The following is a 15,272-nucleotide window of genomic DNA, read 5'->3' as shown; positions in this document are numbered from 1 at the left end:
CAACCACCTGTAGCGAGTCTTTTGAACGTGTTATGGATAGGCGAACTCCTCTTACGACAGACTATGTCGAGCGGACGTCAGTTAATTTAGGTCGAGACGATACGCGTGAGATAGTGAATAACACGACGCCACCGTTAACCCAGGAAGTCAGCTCGAATGAATTGAATGGGACTGAGCAAGAATGCATTGTGGTGCGGGCTCTCGTTTCCAGTATCATTATCTTTCTGAATGAGGAAAAGTTCATTCAGGAAGCCATTGAGAGTGTGATCGATCAGACATACAGCCACTGGGAAATTGTATTGGTGGATGATGGTTCGACTGATGCCAGTACTGAAATTGCTGAGCACTATGTTGAACGATTTCCTGAAAAAATTCGGTATTTCGAACATCCTGGCCATGAAAATCGCGGTATGAGTGCGTCCCGCAATCTCGGCGTCTGTCATGCAAAAGGGGAATATATAGCGTTTCTGGATGCGGATGATGTGTGGTTGCCGCATAAGCTTGAGAGCCAGGTCAAAATATTAGAGAAATATCCAGAGGCTGCTTTGGTTTTTGGTCCCTGGCAGTCTTGGTATAGCTGGAGAGATGATGGTGAGCACACTGATTGGATACAAAACCTGCATGTGGCATCAAATAGGCTTGTTCACCCTCCAGGACTCATACCTATCTGGATAGAGAACGAAGAAGCCATACCTGGCCATTGTGCGACTTTGTTGCGGCACAGTGTATTCCAAAAAGTGGGTAATTTTGAGGAGGATTTCCGAGACATGTACGAGGATGCCGTATGGCTCTCAAAGGTCTGTCTTGAAACTCCCGTGTTTGTCGAGACCGAATGGCGAAGTCGATATCGTCAACATTCCGAACGGAGTTGTGAAAAAGTACTCAGATTAGGGCAAATGGGAGAAGCGCGTCTCATCTTCCTGAAATGGTTGGCGGCCTATGTGACAAGGAGACAAAAGGATAATGAGAAAGAAAAAGAAGTTGGCAAGATTCTTCAGCAAGTGTTATGGCCTCACGCTCATCCGATTCTCAACTTTGGACTCCGATTCACCAGACAGCCAACAAAAGAGGTGCAGAGGCTTATAAAACGAAGTGTTCAAGCTGTCTTATCGGTAGAGGCGCGTCGCTGGTTTCGAACTCAGTTGAATCGTTATAAGTGTTGGCAATTGGTGGGGAAGGGACGGTTAGGAGGCCTCGTGCCCATCAGGCGAAACTTTGGATTAGGGCAAGGCCAGTGTATCGATCGCTACTACATTGAACTCTTTTTAACGCGCCATGCGATGGACATCCATGGGCATGTTCTTGAAATTCAGGAGAATACCTATACGCATCAGTTTGGTGGTGATCGAGTCACGCAATCCGATGTGCTCCATGTGACAAAAGATAATCCTCAGTCAACGATTATCAGTGATTTGGCCCGAGCTGACCATATCCCTTCCGAAACCTTCGATTGTGTCATTCTGACCCAGACTCTTCAGTTTATCTATGACATTGTGGCAGCAATTCGGACGTGTTATCGCGTTTTGAAGCCGGGAGGAGTGTTGTTGGCCACCCTACCAGGCATTCAACAAATTGATCACTCCGGCCAAAATTCCTACGACGAATTCTGGCGCTTTACGACTCGGGCAGCCCATCAGCTGTTCAATGAGGTCTTTCCCGAGCATGGTATTACGGTCCAGGCTTACGGAAATGTGTTGGCCACGACAGCCTTTCTGCACGGACTTGTGCGGGAGGAATTAAGTCAGGAGCAGTTGGATTACCGAGATAAGGACTATGAGATGACCGTTACGGTACGAGCTCGAAAACCTCAGGAGTCACCGGCATGAGAGTGCGCGGGTTAGGTCGTGTGAAGCGGTACGTACGGCGAATGACGGCGCCGTTTCGATCGCAGGCCGTCATTCTCATGTACCATCGAATATTTGAAGCTTCACTCGATCCATGGGAACTCTGTGTGAGTCCTCAAAATTTCTCTGAACATTTAGAACATCTCAGGAGGCATTATCGAGTGTTGACCTTACCGCATCTTGTGAGATTATTGAAGACGAGTGAGTTACCAAAACGTGCGGTCGTTCTCACTTTTGATGATGGATATGCAGATAACCTATGGAATGCTAAACCCCTGTTGGAGCATTTTGACATTCCGGCTACTGTCTTTGTCACGACAGGGTATGTCGGGTTGAACCGTGAGTTTTGGTGGGATGAACTGGAACGAATCGTATTGCTGACACCGCAACTCCCCAAGTCTCTAGAGCTGACACTGCAAGGCTCGAGATATACCTGGGAATTGGCTGAGTGGGCAGATCGTCCAGTAATCACAGGAAATATGGGCGTGAGCGAGTGGGGGACTCTTTCAAATGGAAAATTGACGTCCCGCCACAAAGCGTATACCGATCTTCATTGCCTTCTGCGCCCATTAGCCCATGAGGAGCGACGAACTGCGCTTGCACGGCTCCGCTCAGATATGGGGGTCTCTGGAAATGGACGTTCCACCTACCGACCCCTGACCCTTGAAGAAATTCCTAAGTTAGCTAATGGGAGTCTTGTCGAAATTGGGTCGCATACCGTGACTCATCCGGTTCTGTCGGCTCAATCGATGACAATACAACGGCAGGAAATGGTAGAGAGTAAACGGAGTTTGGAAAAAGTCCTTGGCCGACCGGTGACAACTTTTTGTTATCCCTATGGAGATGTAAATAAAACAGCTGTTGAGCTACCCAACGAAGTTGGTTTTGACGCTGCGTGTACGACAGGGGGTCGCACGGTGACCTCAGGCGTAAACCCTTGTCTGCTCCCACGGACTTTTGTTGGTAACTGGAACGGAGAAGAGTTTGCCAAGCGGTTGTCGAAAATCTTTACCCAATGATGAGTGACTCTCAACGGAGGCTCGAGGAACTGGAGCAATCGGCATGAAATTGAGTGTGATTATTCCCTGCTACAACGCGGATCAGACAATTGCGATACAGCTGACGTCTCTCGCTAATCAAGAATGGTCTGAGCCCTGGGAAATCATCGTGGCTGAGAACGGGTCCACGGATGAATCTCAGAAGATTATTCAACAATTTCAAAATTGCATGTCGAATTTGTCTATGATTGACGCATCTGCCAAGAGAGGTCAGCCTTATGCATTGAATGAAGGTGCCCGAGCAGCCAAAGGTGAATCCTTGGCGTTTTGCGATGCCGATGATGAAACTGGCTCTGGTTGGGTCAGGGCGATCGGCGAGGCGTTGAGCCAGTATGATTTTGTCGCATGTCGCTGGGAGACTCAACGACTCAACTCTGCCTGGGCACAACATTGGCGGCGCAATCCTCAAGCCGACAAACTCCAACGAGTATGGTATCCCCCATACCTCTCTCATGCAGGAGGTGGGTCAATCGGGGTCAAAAGAAAGCTGTATGAATCAGTTGGGACGTTTGATGAATCGTTACCGATCCTGCACGATACGGATTTCTGTTTCAAACTCCAAATGGCTGGCGTCAAACTTCACTTTGTTCCAGATGCGGTGATTCACGTCCGGTTTCGGGACTCATTGCTAGGCTCCTATCGCCAGTCGCGCGATTATGCGGAATACAATGTGCTCCTTTCCAAACGATATCGTGAGACGAAGGGCGATCTCTCAACGCTCCAGAGGTGGCGAGATTACTTGAGAGGATGGAAAGGGCTACTGTGTGCCGTCCCAGGGATTCGTGAAAACATTACCCGATTTCAGTGGATGCAATTCTATGGTCGGCAAATAGGCCGATTACGAGGCACTCTCAAGTATTGGACCCCACCTGTCTGACCTACGGTTTTCCAGTCTATTTCATGTTTCGAGAACCATATTTGTCGATGTTGTATCGCTCAACCTCATGAGTGCTCTTGCCATTAAAGTTGCGTATCTCAGTAAACAGTTCTGTATCAGCGGAAAGCAGGAGCGGTATAGAGCCCTGCGTGATGTTGTGACTGAAGCAATCGTTTCACCATTTCGGAGAGTAAGAAACCTGGTACGTGGGCAAGCCACAGGAGCGGCTGATCTCTACAAAGAATTTTGGGCATTGAGGGACGTTTCTTTTCAGGTGGAGCCGGGGGAAGTGGTAGGTTTGATTGGCCCGAATGGGGCCGGCAAAAGCACCTTACTCAAAATCCTTACTCGTATTACCGACCCGACACGGGGTTATGCCGAGATTTATGGCAGAGTGGGGTCACTCTTAGAGGTTGGAACAGGCTTTCATCCTGAACTCACCGGTCGTGAGAATATCTATTTAAATGGTGGAATCTTAGGGATGAGGAAGAGAGAGATTGACCGTAAGTTTGACGAGATTGTCGATTTTGCTGAGGTTGAGGCATTTATCGATACACCGGTAAAGCATTACTCAAGTGGGATGAATGTCCGTCTTGCCTTTGCGGTAGCTGCCCATCTTGAGCCGGAGATTTTACTGGTAGACGAAGTATTGGCCGTTGGTGACAGGCGTTTTCAAAAGAAGTGTGTCAGTAAAATGCAAGACGTTGGCAAGCATGGTCGGACTATTTTTTTTGTTTCTCACAATATGGCAGCGATTACGAGCTTGTGTAGCCGAGCGATTCTCTTGGAGAAAGGTCAACTCACAAAGGATGGAGACCCTCGGGAAGTCGTGAGTGCGTACCTCAGCTCGGATGTTGGGACAAAAGCCACACGTGAGTGGAAAGATCCAACAGATGCACCAGGAGGACGAATCGCGCGTTTACGTGCCGTGCGAGTCCTCACTGAGGACGATCAAATTGCTGATAGTGTAGATATCAGAAGGCCGGTCAAGATTAAGGTGGAGTATGAAGTTCTTCAGTCCGGATTCGAGCTTTTACCCAATGTTTACTTATGGATTGAAGAGGGAATATGTGCCTTTGGATCTCAGGATCTCGACCCAACCTGGAGGGGTCGTGGTCGTCCGATTGGAAAATACATCAGCACCGTGAGGATTCCTGGAAATTTCCTGGCGGATGGCATCATGTTTGTCAACGTCAATCTGAACACCCTTAATCCTTTCCTGCTTCAGTTTCATGAAGAAAGCGCAGTTACCTTTCAAGTCATGGACAGTTTTGAGGGTGATTCGGCGCGCGGCGACTATACGGGACGGATGTCAGGAGTCGTCAGGCCTTTCCTTGAATGGAGTACAAGGTACAGCCGGAACGGAGGAGAATGAAAGGGAATTCCCAAGTATCTTATGCCCCCTTTTGTCAACAAGGATAACGCATAAATGAGAATTGAAAATTTACGGTCAGAAACCATTGACAGAAGAGCACGAATAGCTGCCCAGGTGATTTGGGAGGACTGCGGCCGATCATCATATGAATTGTATTTTGAAACTCCTGCTGAATTTGCTTCAGACCTATCTTGCAACCCTCACGCCTTTCTCATCGCATGTCTGATTCCCGCTATGCATTATGGAGAAAAACGAGTTGCAATAGAAGGCAAGATCTGTCCGGAATTACGAGATGGTCTGACAGTTGCCATGAGTTGTCTTCGTCACTGGTATTACCCACCAGACTACAAACTTGTCAGTATTGATGCAAAATCGGCATCTACGTGGCCTGCCCCATGTACTCCCAAAAGAGCGGGTTTATTTTTTACTGGGGGGATAGACTCATTTGCTACACTGCGTTCTAATCTTCTGGGCTACCCATTGGAGCATCCCGGATCCATTAAGGATGCCTTGCTTGTCTATGGACTTGAACTCGATGCTTCTGACGCTTTTTCCCACGTTGTCAATTCGCTTTCAGCTGCCGCAAAAAAAGCTAACATAACCTTGATTCCTGTCTACACAAATCTGTACACGGAATATAGGTGTGAGGATAAAAAAAATAAATTTAAGTGCTGGGTAGATGAATTTGAAGGTGCCGCTTTATCGGCCGTTGCGCATGCATTCATAAACCGACTTTCTATGGTATTCATCGCTTCGACTTTTGATATCCCCAACCTTCATCCTCATGGTTCGCATCCTTTGTTAGACCCAAACTATAGCAGTAGGGACATGCGGATTTGTCATCAAGGTATTAGTCTATCACGATTTGCTAAAACCAAGTTAGTTGCTGGTTGGGATATCGCCCTGAAGCATCTCAGGGTATGTAACCAATATCATCGATACCAATCAGGAATGTTGAACTGTGGAAAGTGCGAAAAATGTGTGAGAACGATGCTGGCACTGTTGGCATGCGGTGGTCTCAATCAAACCCATGCATTCCCCCATCAGGAGGTTTCTGCAGAACTACTCAGGATTGCAATAAACATGAACAAAACTACGTTTCCCTTTTATGGAGAATTGTTGCTCCCTCTAGCGGAAAAATGTTGTCATGATTACGTCCGTGTAATTGAGGAAAAAATGGCTGAATACCATAAATTTCAACTGACGGACCCTTGGCGAGTAAAAGTCAGAGAGCTAGACAAAAAGTATACGAAAGGACGGTTTCTCCAGGCTAAAAGAGCCCTCTTTTCATAAGGTCTTCCAAACCATTACTTCCTTGGCAGAAAAAACCTCTAGCAACGCAGACTACGTCAATTGTGAACAGAGCCTGTATGGTCTTCAACTCGTAGGACTCTGGTAGCCTCATGATCATCGATGCCCTTTCGCTACAGGATAAAATCACAATTAAGACTGATGTGTGTATTGTCGGAGCCGGAGTTGCGGGGATTTCTCTTGCCCACGAGTTCAGAAATGAGCCCTTTCGCGTGTGCGTATTAGAGAGCGGTGGTTTTCAACAGGATTATGAGACGCAGTCGTTGGCCTGTGGGAAAAGTGTCGGGCATCCTTATTATCCACTCGAAACCACGCGAGCCCGTTGTTTTGGAGGTTCCAGCCACCGCTGGCTTCTTGAGTTAGGTGAAAATCGGATTGGCGCCAGACTCCGACCGCTCGATACAGTCGACTTTGAGAAACGTGACTGGATTCCCTATAGTGGATGGCCTTTCCCCAAGACTCATCTTGATTCCTATTATAGTCGTGCCCAAGTTACGTGTCAGATTGGTCCTTACACCTATGAGGCCGATGATTGGGAAGATCCCCAGCGCACTCCTCGTCTACCCTTTCTCAACAGTCGCATCAGAACCACCATGTTCCAATGTGTTCCTCGTGATGTGTTTATCAATCATTATCGTGAAAAAATACAGCGTTCGGAAAATATCACCACGTATCTGCACTCGATTGTTGAAAACATCGAAACCAATGATGAGACGCAACGTGTCAGTTCTCTTCGAGTTAGGGTATTAGGGAAGAAATCTTTTTGGGTTTCTTCCAAAATATTTGTTTTGGCACTTGGAGGGATTGAGACGCCACGATTGCTCTTGCTTTCTAATCGGACCCATCGCGATGGACTTGGTAATCAGAATGATCTGGTTGGTCGATTTTTTATGGAACACCCCCATCTATGGTCTGGGTACTATTTCCCTCTTGATCCTCATGTGTTTCACACCACGGGTTTATATCGATTGCATACCGTTCGTAACACGGCTGTGATGGGAGCCTTGGCCCTCTCCGAAGATGTACTACGATCAGAAAAATTATTGAATTATTGTGTAGCCCTCCATCCAAGCCCTATTGTCCCTACACCGAGCATCCGTGCCAATGCCACAAAAAGCCTTGATCATGTGCATCAGGTATGCTCATCCGTATGTCGTGGTGATATCCCCGATTTCAGTAGGCATTTAAGTACGTTATTCCCGGTTCTCAATGATATGTCGATAGGTCTCTATAGAAAATTCATGAGAAGTTTTCATGCTTTGCTCGGATCGAGAAAATTTCAGGTTTTTCGGCTGAATCATATGAGTGAACAAGTCCCGAATAGCCAGAGTCGAGTGTCGCTTAGTGATGAAAGAGACGCGTTTGGTCAACCGCGTGTGAAGTTGGATTGGCAATTGAGCCCCACGGATGTTCATACGATTGTACGTGCTCAACAGATCATCGATGAAGAACTGAGGCATGCTGGACTCGGTCGTTTGCAAATCGATCTTCAGACAGGGGCGCCACCGCCGGAACTTCATGGTGGGTGGCACCATATGGGAACGACTCGGATGCACGTGGATTCCAAAATGGGTGTCGTGAATGAAAACGCTCAGGTCCACGAGATCTCCAATTTATTCATCTCTGGGCCTTCCCTCTTTCCCACGAGTGGTTGTGCGAACCCCACCCTCACCATCGTCGCTCTTGCTATTCGATTGGGTGATCATGTGAAGACTCTTATGAATTCCTAGCTCGGGTTTCCCCTCTCACTGATACCACTTATATAATTTATCGAATGAATATATTAGGAATTTCGGCCTTTTTTCACGACTCCGCTGCGGCATTGATCCGTAATGGAGAAATTGTGGCCGCGGCCCAGGAGGAACGCTTTACCCGCCGCAAGGGTGATCCGAATTTTCCTTCTCATGCTTTAGCCTGTTGTCTCGAAGAAGGAAAGATAACCGCTTCTCAGCTTGACTACGTCGTGTTTTATGAGAGGCCGATGGTGAAATTTGATCGACTGATGGAGACCTATACAGCATTCGCACCGAAGGGGTTTACCTCATTTAAACGCGCGCTACCTTTATGGGTAAAACAACGGTTGCGAATTCCAGAAGTGATGACCTCGATGTTAGGTAATGAATTTAAAGGTCAGTGCTGCCTGTCTTCGCACCATGAATCGCATGCCGCCAGTGCGTTTTTCCCTTCTCCCTTTCACGAGGCTGCGATTCTGACCCTCGACGCCGTGGGGGAATGGGCAACGAGTTCGATTGGAATTGGAAAAGGCAACAAGATTCAATTGACTCATGAATTGCGCTTTCCCCATTCTCTAGGGATGCTGTATTCCGCATTCACGTATTATGCCGGGTTTAAGGTCAACACTGGTGAATATAAATTAATGGGATTGGCCCCCTACGGAGAGCCCAAATACGTCGACCTGATTTTGCAGAAACTCGTGAGCCTTCGTGATGATGGTTCACTCTGGCTGGATATGACCTACTTTAATTATTGCCAGGGGATGACCATGACCTCGGAAAAGTTTCATCAGCTGTTTGGAGGGCCACCGAGAGCATCTGAAAGTTCTATCACTCAAAAAGACATGGACCTTGCTGCATCCATTCAGGCGATCTGTGAAGAGATCGTCCTTAGGGCAGCTTGCCATGCTCATTCTCTGACTAAATCACCAAATTTGGTCATGGCAGGTGGAGTGGCGCTTAATTGCGTGTCCAACGGTAGGCTGAAACGGGAAGGTCCATTTAAGGATATTTGGATTCAACCGGCTGCTGGTGATGCAGGAGGAGCTCTCGGGGCAGCCTTGCTTGGCTGGCATCATGAACTTGATCAAGCAAGGCATATTTCAATGCCAGATGGACAAAAAGGCTCATTACTTGGGCCAGCTTTTGGGGAGGAACGGATTCGACTCAGCCTTGATGCGCTTGGTGCCCGATATGAACACATCCCTGACGAATCCCTTCTCCTTGATCGTGTGGCACGTCTGCTTGATCAGGAACTCGTGATTGGTTGGTTTCAGGGAAAAATGGAATACGGACCCAGATCTCTTGGTTGTCGAAGTATTCTTGGTGATGCCCGCTCTCCTCAGATTCAACAAACGATGAATGTCAAAATTAAATTTCGTGAATCCTTTCGACCGTTTGCCCCAGCTGTCTTGAGAGAGCACGTGCACACATTCTTTGAAATGGATCTGAATGAAGACAGCCCGTATATGTTGTTTGTGGCACCCGTTCGCGAAACTCAACGTCTCGCACTGACCCCGGAAGACGTGAGAAACATGCAAGATCCCGACTTGCGGGTTCGAGTGGCCGTGCCCCGTTCACGCATTCCGGCAGTGACGCATGTGGATTACTCGGCCAGAGTTCAAACAGTCGATGAAGACCGGCATGGTCGTTTCTATCGGTTGCTCCGAAAGTTCTATGATGTCACCGGATGCCCGGTGATTGTGAATACAAGTTTCAATATACGGGGTGAGCCACTAGTGTGTAATCCACAGGATGCCTATCAATGCTTCATGGCCACGGATATGGATTGTTTAGTCATCGAAAATTTTCTGCTGATGAAAGCAGATCAACCGCAAGGCTTATTGGCGAATCTTGAAACCTATAGAACGGACAACTTCTTGGATTGATAGAGACCATGATTCAGTTACCCTTTCCACCTGGGACGGTCAGATTAAAATGTTTTTGGTTCGTCGTAAGCCTGTTGATCGGGTTATCCATCGGAATATTCTGTCAGCTGGCGATGGCCCTGGACTGGCTTCTGGTGAGTGGGTGGGTCGTCATGGTTATGTTCCTCCCAGGATTGGTTTGGCCGGATATGACGTCCTTCCTCTATAGGGTGTTTAATAAATCATCGAGAGTATTTTCCCAACAAGCTATCACCTTACTTGTCGCTGTGTGCTTCGCCATTATTTCAGTGGCGGTTGGGAGACAAGCTTCAGCTTTACGATTGGCATCGCTTCCGGAATCCCATTCTCTTTGGCAAGCTAAGGGATCAGTGGCTCTCGGCGATCAGACTATAGGGAATGGTAATGGTGTCTCGCGTCTCAATACCACACACCAATCTTGGGGAATGAATTTTTTGAGGTGGACTTTAGAATCAGGAAACTGGTGGATGGGTGCGTTGTTACCCTTTCTCCTTCTCATCTCAATATTCGGAAAGGACCAGGAAGCGACTGTCGTTTCAGGCAGTGTCTACACCCTTTATTAAAAGTCATGTTCACGGTAGTCCGAAATATTTTGGCAGTTCTCTTGGCATTTCTGTGTATGCCGGTTCTTGTCATTCTTGGCGTTGTCGCGCTTCCATTTTGGTTGGTCTCGTTCATGACTCAGGCGATGACGAGTGTTGCCCAGCGAAAGTCTTCTTCCTGGGATGCCATTATTCAATTTGATTCGAGTATCGGGTGGAAGGTGAAACCACATTTAGATACGTATTACTTAGCTCTCGGTGATGATGTCTGTCATGTCATGACAGATTCTCAGGGGTGGGTGGGGACACCCAGCCTTTCAGAAAGCAATTTGGTTGTTTTTGGAGATTCCTATGCGTTTGCTTATGGAGTCGACGTGTCAGAGGCCTATTTCAACCTGAATCCTCAATTGCGGATTAAAGCTATTTGCGCCCCAGGCTATGACATGGTCCAAGAGTTGTTGCTCATGAAGAAATATTCCCCGGAGTTAGCCAATAAATTAGTCGTGTGGTTTGTTTGTCTTGAAAATGACCTTCATGACAATTTAAAACCAAACTCTCAGCATCCCCAACATGTCTATCGAACTCCCTTCGTCCGATCTCTGAATGGGGACATGAATTGGGAAATCGTCACGAGCCATGTCAGCAATCAAAGGTGGCCGTATCCGACTCTGAAGACTCTCTATGCTGAGACGTTTGCGAAGCTTTGCACGCCAAGTCCTTTTTCGCAACATACGTATTCTGCCTGTGAGTATTTATTAAAGGAAGGGCGCGATGTGTGTGGGAAAGTTGGAGCTCAGTTGGCAATTGTGGCCATACCAAATAAATTGCAATTAAGTGAACGTGGGGTCAAGAGTATCACCTCAAAACTCTCAAATGGATACGGATTCGATCCTCACTACCCAGATCAACAATTTAGCGAGATGTGTCACCGGTTAACAATTCCGTTTTTTTCAGCGAAGAGTTATTTGCAATTGAATGATTACAAGCAATATGACTGGCACTGGGCCAAGCAAGGACATCGCCAAATCTCAAGCATGCTTGGCGACCTTTACGCAGCGTACGCATCAAACACTTTACTCGTCAATCATATCCCGGAACATCCATCAAAATGATTCTCTGCTAATAACAGTGAAGCTGGAAATCTTCATTACCTTTCCTATGCTCGTGTGAGTATCCCATGACTCATAAAGTACTCGCTGGTGACCATCGCGATTCTGACCCATCGTCGCGCAGATGGTATTTGCCGTTAGTTCCTTAAAGCGTAGGCAGCTAAACTTATCTTCATCTTGAAATTGTCATTTCAGATAAGGGATCTACCTTCCATACCGGACACATTGTTAAAAAACCCCCAGACAATCGAATCAAATTGTTTTAGGCATCGTGCCAATATTGGAACCAGGCATAATTGAAATTTTTGCATTCAACGAGCCTGAAGATCTTATTTCATGCTGTTTCATAATGATGACCTTAGTGATCCAGATTTTTTGGCAACCTTCATGGCCGTCGCATTTCTGACAGCCCAATCCACAAGTCGTTCGTAGTAGGTGGCCGAGTTGATCCCGTGTTTCACCAAACTCTGCTTGGCCTGCCGTTACCGCATAGGCTTCCTTGATGATGACCCTGATCTGTGTTTCCGTCAAATTCGATGGTTACATGAAAACCTCCCGGATAGGATGTTTTGCCAGAAAGTTTTCTTTGCAGAATTTTTATCTTTCCAGAAAGCTTACGCAACGTTTTCACAATTTTAGATTAAGGAGGACGAATCTTATGAATAACTTATGTCTTGGCGCTGCAGGTTTTATCGGTGCACATCTGACGAGTCGACTGTTGTCTAAAGACCCTAGCGTCGTTGCTGGTGACTTTTATTCAGAGAGCTTACACAAATTTTTCACAATTTTAGATTAAGGAGAACGAATCTTATGAATATCTTATGTCTTGGCGCTGCAGGTTTTATCGGTTCACATCTGACGGGTCGACTGTTGTCTGAAGGCCATAATGTTGTTGCTGTTGACTATTATGATGACAAGATTAAGGAATGGATTGGACATAAACAGTTAACGGTGATCAAACAGGATATACGGGAGGAAACCTGGGGGCTTTCGGAACTAGTTCAGGAGTCTGACCTGATCATTGACTTGATTGCTTATGCCAATCCTGGATTGTATGTCAAGATACCTCTCGAAGTGTTTCGCTTAAATTTTACCGAAAATCTCAAAATAGCACAAATTTGCCAAAAATTTAACAAACGGTTGATTCAATTTTCCACATGTGAGGTTTATGGGAAAACCCCGACCAGTATTCTTAATGGTCATATTCTTGATCCCGACAATCCTTCTTACGCAAAATTTGGGGAAGATACGACGAATTTCATACTAGGCCCAGTCAATAAGCATCGGTGGATTTACGCCTGTGCCAAACAATTGCTTGAGCGGGTTCTTCACGCTTATGGCATAGAACATGAATTTAACTACACCATCATTCGACCCTTTAATTTTATAGGTCCTCGTATTGACTACCTTCTAAATGAGACTGATGGTGTCCCTCGAGTCTTTTCTTTTTTTATGGATGCTCTTTTAAATGGAACACAAATGAAATTAGTTGGAGGGGGGCATCATCGTCGATGTTACACCTATATCGACGATGCCATTGAGGCCATTTATCGTATTGTTATGAATCCCAATGGAGTTTGTGATAGAGAAATTTTTAATGTCGGATCGCCTGAAAATGAAATTTCTATCCGAGATTTAGCTAATACGATGAGAGATATTTACTCCCAGGAATTTCGGCAAGATGGTATTCCTCTGCCAGAAATTGTGGATGTGTCTCCTGAAGAATTCTATGGGAAGGGATATGAAGATTCAGATAGGAGAATTCCTGACATCACGAAAGCCCAAACTCTTTTAGGTTGGGAACCTAAATGGGATACTGTCAATACGGTAAAAACCACAATGAGCTACTATGTCCATGAATATCGGGACCTCTATGAGGATCAGTTGTGGAAGCATGACATATTTCAAAAGGCCTTAACGAGTGAATAAGGAGAATCAGCGATCTTTAACTTTCTGAGGTGATCCGTAGTGCCATTTGAGCCATGCCACTAACTCTTTTCTGCTCATCTTACGTTGGTTTGTCGACTCAACGAGCAAAAGTGTCTAGTCGCTGGAGTTACAAGAAATGGGTGTTATGGAATACATATAGATTACAAAGTTCCGTTCGACTTGAGCATGAAGAGCATGACGAAATATATACTGTTTACTTGCTTTTACTGGAGCTTATCGAATTCCGCTTGTGATTGGGTGTGAATGACCTTGCGAATAATGGACTAATATGGTTTCCAGTAGTTCCTCATCACGTCCTAAAGGGCGTCATGCTTCACTCCTGACACAATTATTCGCCGATTTCAGTGTCCCGAATCCCCATTAGGCAGCGGAGAAATTGCTTCTCATCTCAATGGACAGCGATCCATAGCCAGTAAGAGTTTTTTAACCCACGATAAGTGTGCTGGTATCCTTTTCTATGGCTTCGACGATGGATGTTGAGCGAATAGTTTCCATGGATTCGCCGTGGGCTTCAATCCTGTAGCATACCGCCATGCAACTGTATTCCAATAGCGGCCGCAAGATTTTGCAGTCTAAATTCCAAAATGATTGAACCTTACTCTCCGTTAGTATCTATCGCCATTACGACACATAACCGGGCGAATTCGTACTTGCCGCACACCCTGCAGAGTGCGCTGAGCCAAACTTATACTCATTTAGAGATTATTGTGTCCGATGACTGCTCCACTGACAACACTCAAGAATTCGTAAGTGCCTTTTCTGATCTTCGTATCAGATACTTTCGTCATGCTGAAAATATTGGGGCAAAGAACAACTACAATTTTTGTGTGAACCAAGCACGGGGTTCATATTTTCTGCTGTTTCATGATGATGACCTTATTGATCCTGACTTTGTCGAAACTTGCATGACCGCCGTTAATCACGATACCAATGTCGGCATTATTCGGACGGGGGTTCGTCATATCGACTCCCAGGGGAATATTGTTGCTAGGAAGGCCAACATGGTTGGAGGTCTTTCCATGGAGGACTTTATTCTTGGATGGTTTGCAGGCAAGACGTGGCCTTACCTTTCCAGTACGCTGTTTAATACTAAAAGACTGAAGGAAATAGGGGGGTTCAAGTCGAAACATTCTCTATTCGACGATGTTACAGCAGAAATGGTGTTAGCGGCACGATTTGGGAGAGTCGATGTTAAAGCTATAAAGGCAAGTACGCGTGTCCATTCTGAAACGAGGACCGTCTCGGCGAAGGTTAATGATTGGTGTGAGGATTCCCTCGAATTGCTCGATCTCCTGTGCGAGCTCACGCATGACAAACAACCACAGATAAGGCGAAAAGGACTAAAGTTCTTCGCCTGGGTCAATTATCACAGAGCTCATGACATTCGATCACCGTTTGAAAGGATGGTTCTCTACTACATGATTTTTAAGAGATTTAATTATCAATATTCCCCAATCAGATTTTTTATTTGCAGAAATCCGTATTTTCGCAAAATCCGTCGGCTGCGGAACAAGGTCAAGTTGTGGGGGTGATACCCTTTCAACAATTTCTCTTTTGACCATGGGA

General features: G+C 46.2%; 12 protein-coding genes. All 12 read left to right on the top strand.

Features of this window, described 5'->3' with window-relative positions; genetic code table 11:
- Positions 1-32: 32 nt before the first annotated feature.
- Positions 33-1,826 (top strand): glycosyltransferase, encoded by a 1,794-nt coding sequence (locus tag ACWQXP_RS10470; RefSeq protein WP_454062764.1) that lies wholly within the window; start codon positions 33-35, stop codon positions 1,824-1,826.
- The gene (locus ACWQXP_RS10465; RefSeq protein ID WP_454062763.1) at positions 1,823-2,863 is read left to right on the top strand and encodes a polysaccharide deacetylase family protein; all 1,041 of its coding nucleotides are present in this window, start codon (positions 1,823-1,825) and stop codon (positions 2,861-2,863) included. The genes ACWQXP_RS10470 and ACWQXP_RS10465 overlap by 4 nt, the downstream gene beginning before the upstream one ends.
- A 43-nt stretch (positions 2,864-2,906) precedes the next feature.
- Positions 2,907-3,779, top strand: coding sequence for a glycosyltransferase (locus ACWQXP_RS10460; protein ID WP_454062762.1), 873 nt, complete (start codon positions 2,907-2,909; stop codon positions 3,777-3,779).
- Between the two features lie 67 nt (positions 3,780-3,846).
- Entirely contained in the window at positions 3,847-5,154 is a 1,308-nt protein-coding gene (locus tag ACWQXP_RS10455) for an ABC transporter ATP-binding protein (RefSeq protein WP_454062761.1), read from the top strand.
- Positions 5,155-5,208: 54 nt separating this feature from the next.
- Positions 5,209-6,447 carry a hypothetical protein gene (locus tag ACWQXP_RS10450; RefSeq protein WP_454062760.1) on the top strand — a complete coding sequence of 413 codons (1,239 nt, stop codon included), beginning with the start codon at positions 5,209-5,211 and terminating at the stop codon, positions 6,445-6,447.
- 110 nt (positions 6,448-6,557) lie between these two features.
- Positions 6,558-8,195, top strand: coding sequence for a GMC oxidoreductase (locus tag ACWQXP_RS10445; protein ID WP_454062759.1), 1,638 nt, complete (start codon positions 6,558-6,560; stop codon positions 8,193-8,195).
- Positions 8,196-8,239: 44 nt separating this feature from the next.
- Complete coding sequence (locus ACWQXP_RS10440; protein WP_454062758.1) at positions 8,240-10,087, top strand: carbamoyltransferase family protein; 1,848 nt, start codon at positions 8,240-8,242, stop codon at positions 10,085-10,087.
- An 8-nt stretch (positions 10,088-10,095) separates the two neighbouring features.
- A complete protein-coding gene (locus tag ACWQXP_RS10435) occupies positions 10,096-10,668 on the top strand; it encodes a hypothetical protein (protein ID WP_454062757.1) in 573 nt (190 codons plus the stop codon).
- Between the two features lie 5 nt (positions 10,669-10,673).
- Positions 10,674-11,759, top strand: coding sequence for a hypothetical protein (locus ACWQXP_RS10430; protein ID WP_454062756.1), 1,086 nt, complete (start codon positions 10,674-10,676; stop codon positions 11,757-11,759).
- A 655-nt stretch (positions 11,760-12,414) separates the two neighbouring features.
- Positions 12,415-12,552, top strand: coding sequence for a hypothetical protein (locus tag ACWQXP_RS10425; protein WP_454062755.1), 138 nt, complete (start codon positions 12,415-12,417; stop codon positions 12,550-12,552).
- A 14-nt stretch (positions 12,553-12,566) separates the two neighbouring features.
- Positions 12,567-13,685 (top strand): bifunctional UDP-4-keto-pentose/UDP-xylose synthase, encoded by a 1,119-nt coding sequence (locus ACWQXP_RS10420; RefSeq protein ID WP_454062754.1) that lies wholly within the window; start codon positions 12,567-12,569, stop codon positions 13,683-13,685.
- A 605-nt stretch (positions 13,686-14,290) separates the two neighbouring features.
- A complete protein-coding gene (locus ACWQXP_RS10415) occupies positions 14,291-15,238 on the top strand; it encodes a glycosyltransferase family 2 protein (protein WP_454062753.1) in 948 nt (315 codons plus the stop codon).
- Positions 15,239-15,272 lie beyond the last annotated feature (34 nt).

Source organism: Candidatus Nitrospira salsa (assembly GCF_965152625.1).
The sequence above is the reverse complement of the archived record's forward strand: the minus strand, read 5'-3'. Positions and strand labels throughout refer to the sequence as shown.